This window comes from Sphingomonas humi (assembly GCF_039536725.1).
GTDB classification, from domain to species: Bacteria; Pseudomonadota; Alphaproteobacteria; order Sphingomonadales; family Sphingomonadaceae; genus Sphingomicrobium; species Sphingomicrobium humi.
Map to the genome: position 1 here is coordinate 1,166,180 of NZ_BAAAZD010000002.1, position 15,565 is coordinate 1,181,744.

Annotated in this window: 14 protein-coding genes and 1 tRNA gene; 3 read left to right on the plus strand and 12 right to left on the minus strand. The window is 68.5% G+C overall.

All coding sequences use genetic code 11. The features are described 5' to 3' along the window. Window positions 1-2: 2 nt before the first annotated feature. A complete protein-coding gene (locus tag ABD729_RS13525) occupies window positions 3-1,526 on the minus strand; it encodes an AMP-binding protein (protein WP_344711198.1) in 1,524 nt (507 codons plus the stop codon). An 81-nt stretch (window positions 1,527-1,607) separates the two neighbouring features. Continuing rightward, window positions 1,608-3,830 carry a TonB-dependent receptor gene (locus ABD729_RS13530; protein WP_344711201.1) on the minus strand — a complete coding sequence of 741 codons (2,223 nt, stop codon included), beginning with the start codon at window positions 3,828-3,830 and terminating at the stop codon, window positions 1,608-1,610. Between the two features lie 305 nt (window positions 3,831-4,135). On the opposite strand from ABD729_RS13530, the gene ABD729_RS13535 reads away from it, so the two are divergent. After that, window positions 4,136-4,312 carry a hypothetical protein gene (locus ABD729_RS13535; RefSeq protein WP_344711204.1) on the plus strand — a complete coding sequence of 59 codons (177 nt, stop codon included), beginning with the start codon at window positions 4,136-4,138 and terminating at the stop codon, window positions 4,310-4,312. Between the two features lie 171 nt (window positions 4,313-4,483). Here ABD729_RS13535 and ABD729_RS13540 read toward each other — a convergent pair. The 5 genes from ABD729_RS13540 to ABD729_RS13560 all read right to left on the minus strand — a co-directional run bounded on the left by ABD729_RS13540 (window position 4,484) and on the right by ABD729_RS13560 (window position 8,446). After that, a tRNA-Val gene (locus ABD729_RS13540) sits at window positions 4,484-4,558 on the minus strand. A gap of 51 nt (window positions 4,559-4,609) precedes the next feature. Continuing rightward, window positions 4,610-5,551, minus strand: a complete 942-nt coding sequence (locus ABD729_RS13545) for an acetyl-CoA carboxylase carboxyltransferase subunit alpha (protein ID WP_344711207.1) — start codon at window positions 5,549-5,551, stop codon at window positions 4,610-4,612. 13 nt (window positions 5,552-5,564) lie between these two features. Next, window positions 5,565-6,470: a tyrosine recombinase gene (locus tag ABD729_RS13550; protein WP_344711210.1), complete on the minus strand. Its 906-nt coding sequence runs from the start codon at window positions 6,468-6,470 to the stop codon at window positions 5,565-5,567. Window positions 6,471-6,483: 13 nt separating this feature from the next. After that, window positions 6,484-8,307: a hypothetical protein gene (locus ABD729_RS13555; RefSeq protein WP_344711213.1), complete on the minus strand. Its 1,824-nt coding sequence runs from the start codon at window positions 8,305-8,307 to the stop codon at window positions 6,484-6,486. Beyond that, window positions 8,291-8,446, minus strand: coding sequence for a hypothetical protein (locus ABD729_RS13560; RefSeq protein ID WP_344711216.1), 156 nt, complete (start codon window positions 8,444-8,446; stop codon window positions 8,291-8,293). Before ABD729_RS13560 ends, ABD729_RS13555 begins: the two co-directional genes overlap by 17 nt. A gap of 49 nt (window positions 8,447-8,495) precedes the next feature. On the opposite strand from ABD729_RS13560, the gene ABD729_RS13565 reads away from it, so the two are divergent. Both ABD729_RS13565 and aroB read left to right on the plus strand, forming a co-directional pair. Then, a complete protein-coding gene (locus ABD729_RS13565; RefSeq protein ID WP_344711219.1) occupies window positions 8,496-9,056 on the plus strand; it encodes a shikimate kinase in 561 nt (186 codons plus the stop codon). Beyond that, on the plus strand, window positions 9,053-10,123 hold the full coding sequence (aroB, locus tag ABD729_RS13570) for a 3-dehydroquinate synthase (RefSeq protein ID WP_344711222.1): 1,071 nt from the start codon (window positions 9,053-9,055) through the stop codon (window positions 10,121-10,123). Before ABD729_RS13565 ends, aroB begins: the two co-directional genes overlap by 4 nt. A gap of 6 nt (window positions 10,124-10,129) precedes the next feature. On the opposite strand, the gene ABD729_RS13575 is transcribed toward aroB, so the two are convergent. From ABD729_RS13575 to radA, 5 genes are all read right to left on the minus strand, one after another. Next, entirely contained in the window at window positions 10,130-11,869 is a 1,740-nt protein-coding gene (locus ABD729_RS13575; protein ID WP_344711225.1) for a cation:proton antiporter domain-containing protein, read from the minus strand. Beyond that, a complete protein-coding gene (locus ABD729_RS13580; protein ID WP_344711227.1) occupies window positions 11,866-12,255 on the minus strand; it encodes an iron-sulfur cluster assembly scaffold protein in 390 nt (129 codons plus the stop codon). Before ABD729_RS13580 ends, ABD729_RS13575 begins: the two co-directional genes overlap by 4 nt. A 20-nt stretch (window positions 12,256-12,275) precedes the next feature. Continuing rightward, a complete protein-coding gene (gene cysS, locus ABD729_RS13585) occupies window positions 12,276-13,589 on the minus strand; it encodes a cysteine--tRNA ligase (protein ID WP_344711230.1) in 1,314 nt (437 codons plus the stop codon). Further along, the gene (locus ABD729_RS13590; RefSeq protein WP_344711232.1) at window positions 13,586-14,098 is read right to left on the minus strand and encodes a CvpA family protein; all 513 of its coding nucleotides are present in this window, start codon (window positions 14,096-14,098) and stop codon (window positions 13,586-13,588) included. Before ABD729_RS13590 ends, cysS begins: the two co-directional genes overlap by 4 nt. 104 nt (window positions 14,099-14,202) lie before the next feature. Continuing rightward, window positions 14,203-15,564: a DNA repair protein RadA gene (gene radA / locus ABD729_RS13595; protein WP_344711234.1), complete on the minus strand. Its 1,362-nt coding sequence runs from the start codon at window positions 15,562-15,564 to the stop codon at window positions 14,203-14,205. Between the last annotated feature and the right edge of the window lies 1 nt (window position 15,565).

The following is a 15,565-nucleotide window of genomic DNA, read 5'->3' on the forward strand; positions in this document are numbered from 1 at the left end:
TCTCAAGCCGCGCTGGCGTGGTCGGCGCGGAGGCGTTGCTTGTCGATCTTTCCGGTGGTGGCAAGCGGCATGGTTTCGACCTCGATCACCCGGTCGGGAATCCACCAGTCGGCGACGCGGCCCTTGAGCAGGGCGAGAAGCTCGGACGCATCGCCGCCGGCCGAGCGCTCCACTACCATTAGCGGGCGCTCGCCCCATTTGGGATCGCTGCGGCCGATCACGGCTACGTGGCGGATCGAGGGGTGGTCGCCGACGATCGCTTCGATCTCCGCCGGATTGATCCACTCGCCGCCAGACTTGATCAGGTCCTTGGAGCGGCCGCAGATGATGAGATTGCCGGCCTCGTCGATCATGGCGAGGTCGCCCGTGTCGAAATAGCCTTGCTCGTCGAGCGCGTCGCTGTCGTCGCCGAGGTAACGGTCAAGCACGCTGGCGCCGCGCGCCTTGAGGTGGCCCTGGACACTGCGCTGCTCAAGGAGGGTCGTTCCCTGTGCATCGGTGAGCTTGAGGTCGAGGCCGATTGCCGGGCGGCCGGATGTGCCTGCCACGGCTTCTTCGCCGGGCGGCGACATGGTGCCGATCGGCGACAGTTCGGTCATGCCCCAGCTGGTCTGGATGCGCGCACCCAACCCTTCCTCCAGTCGGCGTAGCAACGCCTCCGGGCAGTGCGAGCCGCCGATGATGACCCGCTCCAGTTTCGGCAAATGGGTGCCGGTGCGCTCGAGGTGATCAAGGAGGCCGAGCCAGACGGTCTGCACGCCAACGGCGAGTGTGACCTCTTCGTCGCGCATCAGCCTTGCCAGGCTGGCGCCGTCCAGAGCACGACCTGGCAGCACCAGCTTCGCCCCTACCGCGGGCGCCGCGAAGGGCAGGCCCCACCCGTTGGCATGGAACATCGGCACCGCCAGTAACAGGCTGTCGGCGGCGGTGAGCCCGACGACATCGGCGCCAAGCGCGCGAAGCGTGTGAAGGTAGTTCGAGCGGTGCGTGTAGGGCACGCCCTTGGGCGCTCCGGTGGTACCCGAAGTGTAGCAAAGCCCCGCCATGCTGCGCTCGTCGAAGTCGCCCCACGCATGGTCCGCGCCGGCACGGTCCAGCAGGTCGTCGAGCGAGCCGGGTCCGTCGGTGTCGAGGAGGATGCGGTGCCTAAGGCCGGGGCACATCGCCATCAGCTCATCGGCCAGCGGCGCGAGATCTTCCGCCACGGCGATGATAACGTCCTCGGCCTCGATGACCATGGCCGCGAGCTGCGCGGAAGTCAGGCGTGGGTTGAGCGTGTGGCAGACAGCGCCCATCCCCATGACCGCGAAATAGGTCTCGACATGATGGCGGCTGTTCCAGGCCAGCGTCGCCACCCGCGTGCCCACCTCGACGCCGAGACTGGCGAGCGCACCGGACAGGCGATTGGCGCGCGCGTGCACCTCCGCGTAGCTGGTGCGGACGCTTCCTCCGCCATGGCGGGCGGACACGATCTCGCGCGAGCCGGACCATTTGGCGGCGTGCTTCAGGAACCGATCTATCGTCAACGGATAGTCTTGCATGGTGCTCGCTCGCGGGAGGATGGGGCGCGTCCTTGTCGGCGCGCGCCCCGCTCTGGTTCTTCGGTGCTAGAAGGCTTTCTGGACCTTCAGCCCATACTGCCGCGGGGATCCCGCGAAGTAGAGGCCGCTGTTGAGCGCCGCCGGATAATGCTTGTCCGTCAGGTTGGTCGAATAAGCCGTCACGGTCAGGTCGCCGTGCCGCAGTGCAAGCTGCGCGTTGATGATGTTGCGCTGCGGAATGCGATCGCCGCGGGCGGCATTCTCGAACAGGGTCGCCCACTGCTTGCCCACATGACCGAAGTTGATCCGCGGTGTGAGCGTGGTGCTGTTGCCGAGCGCAAAATCATAGCTTGCGTTGGCGTTGAAGGTGAAATTCGGCGCGTAGGTCTGGTCGTTGCCGCCAAGGTTGCGGCACAGCGCGGTCGCGGGACCGGTCGCCGGCAAACACGGGGCCAGGCTCAACGTGCCCCGCTGGTCGAGCGCGAAGAACTGGCCGATCTTGCTGTCGAGAACGTTGAACCCAAGGCCGAGCGTCAGGCCGCCGAACCGCCCCTCGATCTCTCCCTCGATACCCTTGATCTTGGTCGTGCCCGGGACGTTGATCTCGAGCCCGAATACCGGCAGCGTCGGATTGCCGACGATGACCTGGAAGTCCTTGTACTTGTTGTAGAAGGCCGCGAAGTTGGTGCGGATGTGGCGGTTGGCGAAATAGCCCTTCCAGCCAAGCTCGAACGAGGTCACGGTTTCCTCGGTGAACGGCGCCGGGATGCCGAGGCCGACCGGAACGTTGAGGCCGCCCGGTTTGAAACCGGTCGCGACGAAGCCGTACAGGTAATGGTCGCGGCTCGCCTCATAGCCGAGCGACGCCTTGTAGGAGAAATCGTTCGACTTGGTGAGCTGTTCGGCGACGATCGGCGTACCGAACTGCAGGATATCTACGTCGTTGCGACTGCGGCTGGCGGTGTAGCGGCCGCCGAGCTCGACCTTCAGTTGCGGCGTCAGCGCGAAGCCGATCTGACCGAAAGCCGCCAGCGAGCGGTTCGGATTGATGCCCTGCAGGCGGTATTCGCTGGCGGCGCCCGGTGCCGAGCTGTTGTCGCTGACGAACTGGAAAGGCGCGAGGAAGTTGTACTTGTTCCACACCCCGAAAGCGCCGAGCAGGTAGGTGAAGCGCCCGGTGTCGGGCGAGATCAGGGTGACTTCCTGGCTGATCTGGCGTTCGTCGACACTGTCGAAGAAGGTGCGGTCGGCGGTGACCGGGGTCAGTGCCGCGGTACCGTCGAGGTCGGCGCGATACTTGGTGTTGCCCTTGGCATAGGCGCTGACGGACCGCAGCTGCATCCCGCCGCCAAACTCATAGTTCACGCGCAAGATAGTACGGAAGAACTTGTCGCGCGCTTCCTGAGGCGAGTTGAGATTGATGTCGTAGAGGTCGCTGTAGGTCGGGTTCGGCGTCGACGAGCCGATCGGGAAGTTCTTGTAATAGTTCTGGAACGGGCTCGCCGGATAAGCGCCCATATCGAGATAGACGAGGTCGGTCTTCGACAGGACGGAGAGCTGGCTGGTCGGCTTCCACAGCAGGCTGAGGCGGCCGGCCGCGTGGCGCTGATCGCCATTGTTGCCGGTATACTTGGTGCCGCCCGGACCCTTGACGTTGAAGAAGCCGTCGCGGCGCAGGCCGTAGGCGGCGATGCGGGCAGCGAAGGTTTCGCTAACCGGCAGGTTCACCGCGCCTTCGCCGCCGAACTGCGAATAATTGCCAACGTTGCCGTTGATGTAGCCGCGATAGCCGCCACCGATGATCGGATCGTTGCTGTTGACAAACACCGCGCCGCCGGTGGCGTTCTGGCCGACGATCGTGCCCTGTGGGCCGCGCAGTACCTGGATGTTGGCGACGTCGTAATAAGGCTCGAGCTGGAAATAGCCCGGGAAGGTCGGAGCGCCGTCGCGGTAGGTGATAACGCCCGTCGCGGTTTGGGTGTTGTGCTCGCCCTTGCCGATGCCGCGGACGTTGAAGTCGATGCCTTGGCCGAAATTATTGACGACGACGCTCGGCGTGCCGAACTGCAGCGCATCGACGTTGGCAATGCCCTTTTCAGCCAGATCGGTGCCCGAGAGGACCGAGCCGGACAGCGGAGTGCGCTGGAGATTCTCGCTGCGGCGGCGAGCGGTGACGATGACTTCGCCCGGCTCTGCCGTCGTGCTGTCCGCCTGCGCAGTGGAGGCGCCCGGGTCGGCCGGCGGCGGCGTCTGCGCCTCGGCCGCACCAGCCCACATCAAGGCCAACATCGACACGCCCACAAAGCGATTGCAGATCCCCATCGTCCCCTCCTCCAAGGTCGCGCCCCTAGCGCCGATGAGGGAACGTGCCGCAAGTTGCGAAGCCTTGCAACACTAATTCTCTTACGAGTGAACGTTTGGGTTTATGCACCCTCTTTTTCCGCGGCGGTTACGTAGATGCCGAGGCGAGCTTCGGCGCTCGTCAGGTCGCTCGCCCCGACCGTGCCTCGGACCGCGTTCGGCGGGAAGTATCATGGACCCGCGACACTCATCACCAGGGGCCGCGGATCGAGGCGCTGAGCGAAGCGAGCGGGATGAGCCGTACAAGCCTGCACCGGCAATTGCTGCTCGCCGACGATTGCAGCGCGACCTCGGCCGCCTTCGCCGTCGGCTACTTGAGCGCTTCGCAATTCTCGCTTGAACGCCAGCACCAGTTCGGCGCGCCGCCAGCCACTGACGTCCGGCGCAACCACCAGGCTATCGCGGCATAGTTGGTAAATTGCGGCTGCCTGGCTGACGGGTTTTAAGTGCCGCAACGCGACCGCTTTCCGGCCAGCATCCGTTATCGACCATGCGCCGACCTACACTGTCAGCCAGCTCAGGCATCCTGAGCGACCCAGAAGGATCGCCGATCCTGCAAATCTGCTCTGAGGAAGGAAAAATGGTGGGCGTGGCAAGGATTGAACTTGCGACCCCTGCGATGTCAACACAGTGCTCTACCACTGAGCTACACGCCCACGCTGGAATGGGCCTCTAGAGACGACTTGCGCGCGGCGCAAGGCGTTAGGTCAGGCAATTGCGAGGAATTTCTCGCGGCGGGCCTGGCGGAGCTGGTCGGGGGTCTTGCCGGTAAGGCCGTCAAGCTCCTCGACGATCGCGGCCTTGAGGTTGGCGATGGCGTCGGCGGGGGCGCGATGGGCACCGCCGAGCGGCTCGGGCACGATCCGGTCGATGACCTTCAGCGAGAGAAGATCGGCGGCGGTGATCCGCATGGCTTCGGCGGCATCGGCCGCCTTGTCCGCGGTGCGCCACAGAATCGACGCGCAACCTTCGGGGCTGATCACCGAATAGACCGCATGCTCCAGCATCAGCACCCGGCTGGCGGCGGCGATCGCGATGGCGCCGCCCGAGCCCCCCTCGCCCACCACTGCGGCGATCGAGGGTACGCCGAGCGCAAGCCCGCGCTCGGTCGAGCGGGCAATCGCCTCGGCCTGCCCGCGCTCTTCCGCCTGGACCCCCGGAAACGCGCCCGGCGTGTCGACCAGGCTGATCACCGGCAGTCCGAAGCGGTCGGCGAGGTCCATCAGGCGGATCGCCTTGCGATAGCCCTCGGGCTTGGCCATGCCGAAGTTGTGCTTGAGCCGGGTCGTCGTGTCCGACCCCTTTTCATGCCCGATCAGCATCACCTTGCGCCCGTCGATCCGGGCCAGGCCGCCGAGGATCGCCTGGTCGTCGGCAAAGGCGCGATCGCCGGCCAGCGGCATGAACTCGTCGGTCAGCCCCGCGACATAGTCGCGAAAGTGCGGGCGCTCGGGATGGCGGGCGACCTGGGTCTTCTGCCACGGGGTCAGCCGCGAATAGGTGTCCTTGAGCATCCGGCTGCTCTTGGCCTCGAGGCGTTCGATTTCGGAATCGATGTCGAGGTCACCGCCGCGTGCCGTGTCCTTGAGCTCGGCCACGCGGGCGTCGAGTTCGGCGATCGGCTTTTCGAAGTCTAGGAAGGTCAGCATATCGGGCCGCGGGCTAGGCCGGACGGCCCTGCTTGGCAAGGTTGGCGCGTGCCAGCGGATGGACGCGGTTGACCAGCTCGACCAGCCGGCCGGCATCGACATGGGTGTAGATCTGCGTCGTCGCGATATCCGCGTGGCCAAGCAGCGCCTGAAGCACGCGAAGGTCCGCACCGCCCGCCAGCAGATGGGTCGCAAAGGCGTGGCGCAGGACATGCGGGCTCACCCGCTCGGGCGCGATCCCGGCGTCGGCGGCCATGGCACGGACCAGCTGAAACAGGCGGACCCGGCTGATATGCCTGGTCCCGCCCGGAAACAGCCAGGCGCCGCCCTTGGGCCGATGCTCGCGCCAGCGCGCGACGGCATTGCGGGCCCGGTCGGAAATCGGCACCAGCCGCTCCTTGCCGCCCTTGCCGGCGAGGATCAGGAACGGCTCGGGCCGGGCCAGCGCGGCGGCGGGCAGGCTGACCAGTTCGGTCGCGCGCAGGCCCGACCCATAAAGCAGTTCGAGGAGAGCAAGATTGCGCAGGCGAAGCGGCTCCCCGCTCGATGCCCGCGCCTCGGCCTCGGCGAACATCGCGTCCACTTCGTGCCGCTCGAGGATGCGCGGAAGTGGGCGCACCGTGCGGGGACGGGGCAAGGCGGCGGAAGGATCGTCGGCGCGCAGCCCTTCGTCGACGAGGAACCCGAAGAAGCGGCGCAGCGCGGCGGAACGACGGGCAAGTGTTGCCGGGCTAAGCTCGGCCCAGGCGCCTGCAAGCAGGCCGATCTCGTCGGCGCCGGCGTTGCCAAGGCCCCCCATCACCTCGGCGGCGGCGGCAAGGTCGCTGCGGTAGGCGAGCAGCGTATTGCGCGCGGCCCCGCGCTCGGCAGCCAGGGCGTCGGCGAAGCGGTCGACGAGCGCGCGGTCGTCCCCGTTCACATGGCCCCCGGCATCACTGGCCCTTGACTGTCCTTGCGATCATCTCGGCCGCGATCAGGCGGGCCTGGCTCTCGAGCCCGGCACTGCGCATGGCCTTCAGCGACTGGAACAGGTGCGCGGACGGAATGCGCTCCGGGTTGGACGCCTGCATCCCGATCGCCACCAGAACCAGCGTGCTGCCCGACTGGCGGCGGGTGCCCGCCTCGATCATCAGGCGGGTCCAGACGCTGGTCCGCCCGAGCCCGAGCCCATAGCTGCGGTTGAGCGCGGTCGCGGTCTCCGAATCGATCCGGCCAAGCCCGGCAAGCCCGGCGACCAACAGCTTGGAGCGGGATTTGTCGGTGCTGGTGTCGGCGTCGATGAAATCTTCGATCCGGCTCGACGACATGTCGACCTGCGCGGTGGTGCCGAGCGCGAGGAGTGCCCAGGCCTGGTCGGCCGCCGCATCATCGCTGAGGTCGCCGATCACCCCGGCCCAGCGCGCCGCCGCCGCCTCGTCCCCGCCGGCAAGCAGCGAGGCGATCAGCTTCGGCGCGTCGCTTCCAAGCGCGGCGGCGGGCCGCACCCGGCTGGCGGCGAGCGACACCAGCGCTTCCCCGGCGAGGCGCTGCAGCTGGTCGTCGCCGCTCCCCCACAGGCGGCGCATTGCCGCGACCCGCTCATTTTCATCGCGCGCTGCAAAGGCGAGGCGCAACTGCCAGGCGTCGGTGCCCGGAAGGTCCGACGGATCGGTCGCGTCGTAGATGGAAGCGTAAAGATCGCCGAGCGCCGCCGAGGAAAAGACCCCTAGCCCCGTCGCGATCCGCGCCGATGGCAGGCGCTGCTCGGCGCTCAGCATGGGCGCGCGCGCCTGCCACGCCCGAAGCCGCGCCGGTGCCCGCTCGAGCAGCTTGGCCGGCGGCATCAGCCCAGTGGCGGCGGAAAGGCCATAGCGCCAGGCGGTCAGCGCCTCGACATTGTCCCATTCGACCGTCGCGGCGCGGCCGGTGTCGGCACCGGCACCCACGACCTTGTCGGCAAGCACATGGTCGATGCCGGTGATCGGCCCGCGGCGGCGGGCCTGCTCTATCCGGGTCGCGGCAGCGCTCGCCTCGCCGGTCAGGCCAGCGCACATGGCGTCGGTCAGCGGCATCACCCTGGCTTCGACCTTGGCCATCTTCTCGCGCAGCGGACAAAGCCCGCCCGGGTCGGCGGAGGCAAGCGCGCTCTGCACCGCGACCTGCGTCATCTTGGGCGTGAAGTCGGCGACATCGACCCCGGCGACCAGCATCGCCGCGGCATCGGCCTCACCCATCCGGAGCAGCAGCCACGCGCGCTCGGCAACCCAGTCGACGGGATTGACCTCGGGCGGCGCCTCGCTTCGGGCCAGCAAGGCGTTGCGAAGCGCGATGTGCAGCCACCGGCTCGGCAGCGGCGTATCGAGCCTCCGCATCAGCCCCGACAGGAAACTGCCGTTGGCATTGCCCCACGGCGAAGAACCGAGGCCCCATTGCGAGGGGTCGAGCGCCCCCACCAGCCGCGGATCACGGCGCGCGGCATCGGGTATTTCGACCGGCGGAGCGGGCGCGGGGATGTTGGCCAGTTCGTCGGGGGTAAGGCTTTCGCTTTCGACCACCGCCGCGCCTTCGGACGCGCCGCCGCGCTGCTGCCCGCTGGCTTCGGCCGCGCTGCTGTCGGGCGCCTGCTGCTGGTTGGCCTGCGCATTCGACTGCTCGTTGGCGGTCGCGGTATCGTTGAAATTGGGCGGAAGCAGGCTCTGCTGCGCCAGCGCCAGCGCCGGAATCGTCAGGGCGGCCAGCGCGCCCGTCAGAAGCAGCCGGTTACGCGGGACGGGCAACGTCCACCTCGATCGGGCGGGTGGGTTGTTCCTTGACGCTCCCGGCCAGCCAGATGGCGAGCGCCACCAGCACGGCAAGCAGGATCAGCCAGATGATGAGCCCGCGGGCCGGATGCGGGGGCTTGCGTCGGATAGCCATGAGGCGGGCTTTTGCCGACTGGAGCGAGCGCTGTATAGCCCCGTCGGACATGTCCCGCCGCCCCCTTCCCTTCGATGGCAAGCTCGACCGCCCGGTGGTGCTGGTCGGCCTGATGGGCGCGGGCAAGTCGACGGTCGGCCGCCGTCTCGCGCGGCGGCTCGGCCTGTCTTTCGTCGACAGCGACAGCGAAATCGAGGACGCCGCGGGCCTCAGCGCGGGCGAAGTCTTCCGCCGCTTTGGCGAGCGCGACTTCCGCGATGGCGAACGACGGGTGGTGGCGCGCCTCGCGACCGGGCCCGTGCGGGTCATCGCCACCGGCGGCGGCGCCTTCGTCAACGAACACACCCGCCGGCTGCTCAACGACAAGTGCATCACCGTGTGGCTCGATGCCCCGGTCGATCTCCTTGCCGAACGCACCGCGCGCCGGCCCGAAACGCGGCCGATGCTGGCCGACGGAAGCCGCGCCGAAACCCTTGCCCGCCTCAATGAGGAACGCCGCCCCGCCTACGCCGAGGCGCATATCCGCGTGACCAGCGAGGGGGTACCGCATCAGGAAGTGGTCGAGCGTATCGTCTCCGCCATCGACCGCCATCTCCGGGAGCCGAAGTGAAGAACCTTACCGTTGAAGCCGGGGACGAGCGCTATGACGTGCTGGTCGGCCGGCTCGAAGATTGCCGCAGCCGCCTGCTCGCCCTCGCCGCAGGGCGGCCGCTGGTGGTCGTCACCGAGCCCAAGGTGTGGCGCCTGCACGGCCCCCGGCTCGAAGCGCTTCTGCCGTGCGACCCGATTCTGGTGCCGGAGGGCGAGGAAGCCAAGGACTGGCCCCACCTCCAGGCGCTGATCGAAGCCTTCACCGCCCGCAATCTCGATCGGTCGGCGGCGGTCGCGGCGTTCGGCGGCGGGTCGGTCGGGGATCTCGCGGGGCTGGCCGCCGGCCTGTTCAAGCGCGGGCTGCCGATCGTTCAGCTGCCGACCACCCTCCTCGCCCAGGCCGACAGCGCGGTCGGCGGCAAGACCGCGATCGACGCCTTCGGGCAGAAGAACCTTGTCGGCATGTTCCATCAGCCGCGGCTGGTCATCGCCGACGTCTCGCTGCTCGACACGCTGGACGAACGGCAGCTTCGCGCGGGCTATGCCGAGGTCGTCAAATACGGCCTGATCCGCCACGAGGCGCTGTTCGAATGGCTCGAAGGCCACGGCGCCGCCCTGCTCGCCGGCCAGCGCGAATATCGCGAGGAAGCCGTGTGGCAGAGCGTCGCCGCCAAGGCCCGCACGGTCGAGGCCGACGTCACTGACCGCAATGGCGCGCGGGCGCTGCTCAACTTCGGCCACACCTTCGCCCATGCGCTCGAAAGCGCGGCAGGGCTCGGGACAATGCTTCACGGCGAGGCGGTCGGCCTCGGCATGGTGCTGGCGTTCGACCTGTCGGCGGCGCTCGGCCTGTGCGCGCATGACGACGCGCGGCGGGTCCGCGCACACCTCGAGGCGGCCGGCCTGCCGGTGACGATCGCCGCCACCGGTGTCGACAGCGCCGCGCTGCTGCCCTTGATGCGGACCGACAAGAAGAACGAAGCCGGGGCGATCAGGCTCGTCCTGACCCGCGGGATCGGCGACGCCTTCCTCAGCGAGGGGGTCGACGAAACCGTGCTCGCGGACTTCCTTGCCGCGGCACCCTAGCGCCGCTCAATCCTCCAGCGGCGAATGGGCGAAGCTGCGTTCGAGCAGGGTCCTGAGGTCGCCCGATTTGGCCTGTGCGGCATAGCGTTCCTGGTCCCGCTGGCGATATTCGCGTTCGACCCGCGCCGCCTCGCGTTCGGCGATCCCAAGCGACAGTAGCGCCGCCCGGCCCATCGCCACCGCGCTGTCGAACACCTCGCGCTGCAGCAGGACCACGTCCAGCCCCTCCAGCGCCATCGCCTGCCGCCGGTCGAACACCCGCACCATCACCGTCGCCTGCGGAAAGGCTTCGAGGATCGGCTCGAGCTGCTCGCGCGAGAAATCGGGATCGTCATGGCAGAAGAAGATCCCCTCCGCTTCCTCGGCGCCGGCGGTGCGCAGCAGGTCGATCCGGGTGCCGTCGCCATAATAGACCTTAGTCCCGAACGAGTCCGCCCGCTCGATCTGCTCGGCCTTGACGTCGATCAGGGTAAGCGGGACGCGCTTGGCCATCAGCATCTGCGACACGGTCTGCCCGAAGCGGCCGTAGCCGACGACGATGGCGTTGGTTTCCGGGCTGTATTCCGGCCCTTCGAGGTCAACATGCTTGTGCGGCTGCTTGGTCTGCAGCCAGCCGATGAAGCGCATCAGGAAGGGCGTCGCAACCATCGAGGCGGTGACCACGGCGCCAAGAAGGCTCGCCTGGTCGGTGGTGATGAGCCGCCCCGCCGCGGCGCTGGCGAACAGCACGAAGCCGAATTCGCCCGCCTGGCTCAGCAGCAGCGACAACGTCGCGCTGCGCCCGGGCCTGGTCCCGAAGGCCCGGGCGATCGGGTAAAGCACGGCGGCCTTGAGCACGATCACCGCCAGCGCCAGCCCGACCACCATGAGCGGGTTGGCGGCGATGACCCTGAGGTCGAGCAGCATTCCGACCGACATGAAGAACAGGCCGAGCAGGATCGAACGGAAGGGTTCGATGTCGCTTTCGAGTTCGTGCCGGTAAGGGCTCTCGGCCAGCATCACGCCGGCGACGAACGCGCCAAGCGCGACCGACAGGTGCAGCGAATGCATCACCGCCGCCGCCCCGATCACGGTGGTGAGGCCGGCGACGATGAACAGCTCGCGCTCGCCGAGCCTGCCGATCAGGCGGAACAGCGGCGCGATGACGAACCGCCCGGCAAGGACCAGCCCGATCACCGCGGCCACCGTCATCCCGGTCATCTCGAGCCCCGAGGGCGCATCGGGATCGCCGCCGACGCTCAACGCCGCGACCAGCGTGATCAGGGGGACCAGCGCCAGATCCTGCAGCAGCAGGATGGAAAATGCGCGCTCGCCGTGCGGGCTGTTGAGCTCGCCGGTCGACCGCAGCATCGGCAGCACCTGCGCGGTCGACGACAGGCCGAGCGCCAGCCCGATCGCCGCCGCCGGACCCCAGTCGAGGCCAAGCACCACCTTGACCAGCACCGCCAGCACCGCCCCCGCGGCCAGCAGTTGCGCCAAGCCGAGGCCGAAGATTTCCCGCTTCAACCGCCACAGGCGCGAGGGCTGGAGTTCGAGCCCGACGATGAACAGCAGCAGCGCGATCCCGATCTCGCTGACCTGGTTGATCGCCTCCGCGTCGCCCGACAGGTTCAGCACCGACGGTCCCACCACCACGCCGCCGACGATGTAGCCGAGGGTTGCGCCGAGCCCGAGCTGGCGAAACAGCCCGACGAACAGCAGCGCCGCGCCGAGCAGGATCGTCAGCCAGGTGAGATAGTCGATCATTCCTGCGTCTCCAACGCCCTCAGCAGGGCGTCGAACGGCAGCAGCACGGCGCCGTGCCGGCCGCTACGGCCCTGAACCGGTGCCAGCACCGCATAATCGGCGGGGACCTCGCCCCTGCCCTCGAGCCACGCCTTCAATGCCGCGCGCATGACGATGACCTCGGCCCTGAGCTTGCCGGGCCCCCAGTCCTGCAGGATTGCGGCGCTGGCCTGGCCGTAGGCGCAGGCGGTCACCTGCTGCCCGATCGCCGCGATCCGCCCGTCCGCCATCACGAGTTGCGTACGGATCGTCGATCCACAGGTCGGCGAACGCGCCTCGGCAGCATGGGTCGCGCCTTCAACGCTGCCATCGACCGGCAGGGAAGCCGCCAGCCGCAGGATATCCAACGTATAAGGCGGCTCGCGCGTCACGCCCTGCGCCAGCTCGTGCCCTGCGGCCCGTCCTCGAGCAGGATGCCCTCGGCTTTCAGCTCGTTGCGGATGCGGTCGGCCTCGGAAAAGTCTCGCGCCTCCTTGGCGGCGTTGCGCGCCTCGATCTGGGCCTCGATGCGGGTCGCATCATCACCCCCGGCGCCCTGAAACCACCGCGTACCGCTCTCGACCAGCAGGCCGAGCAGGTTCGCGCTCGCCTTGAGCGCCGCGGCATCCTCGATCTGGCCGAGCCGTGAAATGGCGAGCGGCGTGTTGAGATCGTCTCCCAGCGCCTCCAGCACGCCCGCATCGACCTCGCCCACTTCGGCATCGCCGACCCGCCGGTACAGCCCGTCGAGCGTCGCCCTCGCCTGCGCCACCAGCGCTTCTGTCCACGGCAGCGGCGAACGGTAATGCGCGCTCAGCAGCGCGAATCGCAGCACTTCGCCCTTGTGCCCCGCCGCCAGCAGCTCGCCCGGCGTGATGACGTTGCCGAGGCTCTTGCTCATCTTCTCCGCGCCCATGTCGACGAAGCCGTTGTGCAGCCAGTAGCGGGCCAGCGGCGCGCCGTGGGCGCAGCGCGATTGCGCGGCCTCATTCTCGTGATGCGGGAAGACCAGGTCGATCCCGCCGGCGTGAATGTCAATCGTCTCGCCAAGGTGTGCGCGGATCATGGCCGAGCATTCGATATGCCAGCCCGGTCGCCCGCGGCCCCACGGGCTGTCCCACCCGATGACGTCCGCACTGCTCGGCTTCCACAGCACGAAATCCCCAGGCGCCCGCTTGTAGGGCGCGACCTCGACCCGCGCGCCGGCCAGCATCGCGTCCCGGTCGCGCCGGCTGAGCGAGCCATAGTCCGGGTCGGACGCGACATCGAACAGCACGTGCCCTTCCGCGGCATAGGCATGGCCCGCCGCGATCAGCTGCTCGATCATCGCGACCATGCCCGCGATCTCGCGCGTGGCATGCGGCTGCACCTCGGGATCGCGAACGCCGAGCGCGCGCATGTCGTCGAGGAACAGTTGCTCATAGCGGTTGGTGACCGCCTCGGGCGCGACGCCCTCGCTCGCCGCGGCGGCGATGATCTTGTCGTCGACGTCGGTGATGTTGCGGGCATAAACCACGCTGCCGTCGCCATAGGCATGGCGCATCAGCCGGCTCAGCGTGTCGAACACCACGTAGGGCCGCGCATTGCCGATATGCGCCCGGCCATAGACCGTCGGTCCGCACACATACATGGTGATGCGCTCGGGGTCGGCGGGCTGGAAGTCGCGCTTTTCGCGGGCGGCGGTGTCGTAAAGGCGGATCATTTCTCTTGGTTTCGCTTCAATCGGGTCTCGTTCCAGGTGGCGAGCAGCGCGCGCCCGCTGGCATCGAGCAGGGGATAGGTTCGGCTGTCGCGCATCCATTCGGGCCGCTGCGCGCGCGCGCCGTAGACGAGGTCGGTACCAAGGTTGGCGAGCAGGAAGAAGAGCGTCGCCCCGATCAGTCCCTTGAGCATCCCGAATCCGCCGCCGAGCAGCCGGTCGAGCGGCATCAGCGCCGAGGCCCGCGCCTGCCGCCCCAGCCGATGGGCAAGGTAGCGCATGATGAGGTAGGCGGGCAGGAACAGGATCACGAACGCCAGCGCCGCGGCGCCTGTCGGCCCCTTGGCGAGATGGCTGACCGCCGCCGCTGTCGGCGCATGGAACAGCACCAGCGCGACGATCCCGGCGGCCCAGGCGGCGAAGACCAAAGCCTCCTGCACAAAACCGCGCACGAACCCGACCAGCGCGCCGCCGCCGAGCGCCAGGAGGACAAAGATGTCGAGCGCAGTCATGGTGCGGTGCGGTATACGAAGCTTTTCGTCATTGCGAGCCGGCGGCGAAGCAATCCATGTCCGCTATGTGGATTGCTTCGCGGCGCTCGCAATGACGACAGGCGCTACCGGCCCGTGACCTTCTCCACCAGCCCGCGCAGCTGGGCGAAACGGGCGACCCTGATGCCGCTCGCCTCGACGCCGCCCGGCACCCACGCTTCCTCGAAGCCGAGCTTGGCCGCCTCCTTCAGCCGCAACTGCGTGTGCGCCGCCTGCCGCACCTCGCCCGACAACGCGACCTCGCCCAGCACGACCGCTTCGGCCGGGACCGGCCGTTCGCAAAGCGCCGAGACCAGCGCCGCCGCCACCGCCAGGTCCGCCGCCGGGTCCTGCAATTTATAGCCGCCGGCGACGTTCAGATAGACTTCGGCCGAAGCGAAACTGACCCCGCAGCGCGCTTCCAGCACCGCCAGCAGCATCGCGAGGCGCGAACTGTCCCACCCGACCGCCGACCGCCGCGGAGTCGCCCCGCTCGCCAGCCGCACCGTCAGCGCCTGGATTTCGACCAGCACCGGCCGCGTGCCCTCCAGTGCCGGGAAGATCGCCGTCCCGCTGACCGGATCGTCGCGCCGGGTCAGGAACAGGGCACTCGGGTTCGGCACTTCGGCCAGCCCCGCGCCCTCCATCGCGAACACCCCGATCTCGTCGGTCCCGCCAAACCGGTTCTTGACCGCGCGAAGGATGCGATACTGGTGGCTTCGCTCGCCTTCGAAGCCGAGCACCGCGTCGACCATATGCTCGAGCACGCGCGGACCGGCGATGCTGCCGTCCTTGGTGACATGCCCGACCAGGATCAGCGCCGTCCCGCGCTCCTTGGCGAAGCGGATCAGCTCCTGAGCGGAGGCGCGGACCTGCGACACCGTCCCCGGCGCGCCCTCGATCAGGTCCGAATGCATGGTCTGGACGCTATCGATCACCAGCAGCGCAGGGGGGCTCTCGCCCTGCAACGTGGTCAGGATGTCCCGCACGCTGGTGACGCTGGCCAGTCGGACCGGCGCCGCGCCAAGCCCAAGGCGGAGCGCGCGCAGCCGCACCTGGTCGACCGCTTCCTCGCCCGACACATAGACCGCGCCCTTGCCCGCCGCCGCCACGGCCGCGGCAACCTGCAGCAGCAGGGTCGACTTGCCGATCCCCGGATCGCCCGCCAGCAGCATCGCCGAGCCAGGGACGATCCCGCCGCCAACCGCGCGGTCGAACTCGGCGATACCGGTCGAGACCCGGGTCGGCAGCGCGACTTCGGCGTCCAGCCCGACCAGCTCGACCGCCCGCCCGCCGGTCGACAGGTCGTGCTTCTGGCTGAACACGGTCGGCGCCGCGCTTTCCTGGATCAGCGTGTTCCACTCGGCGCAATCGGGGCACTGCCCCTGCCAGCGCGGCTGAACCGACCCACAGGCCTGGCAGACATATCGGGCTTTGAGCTTGGCCATA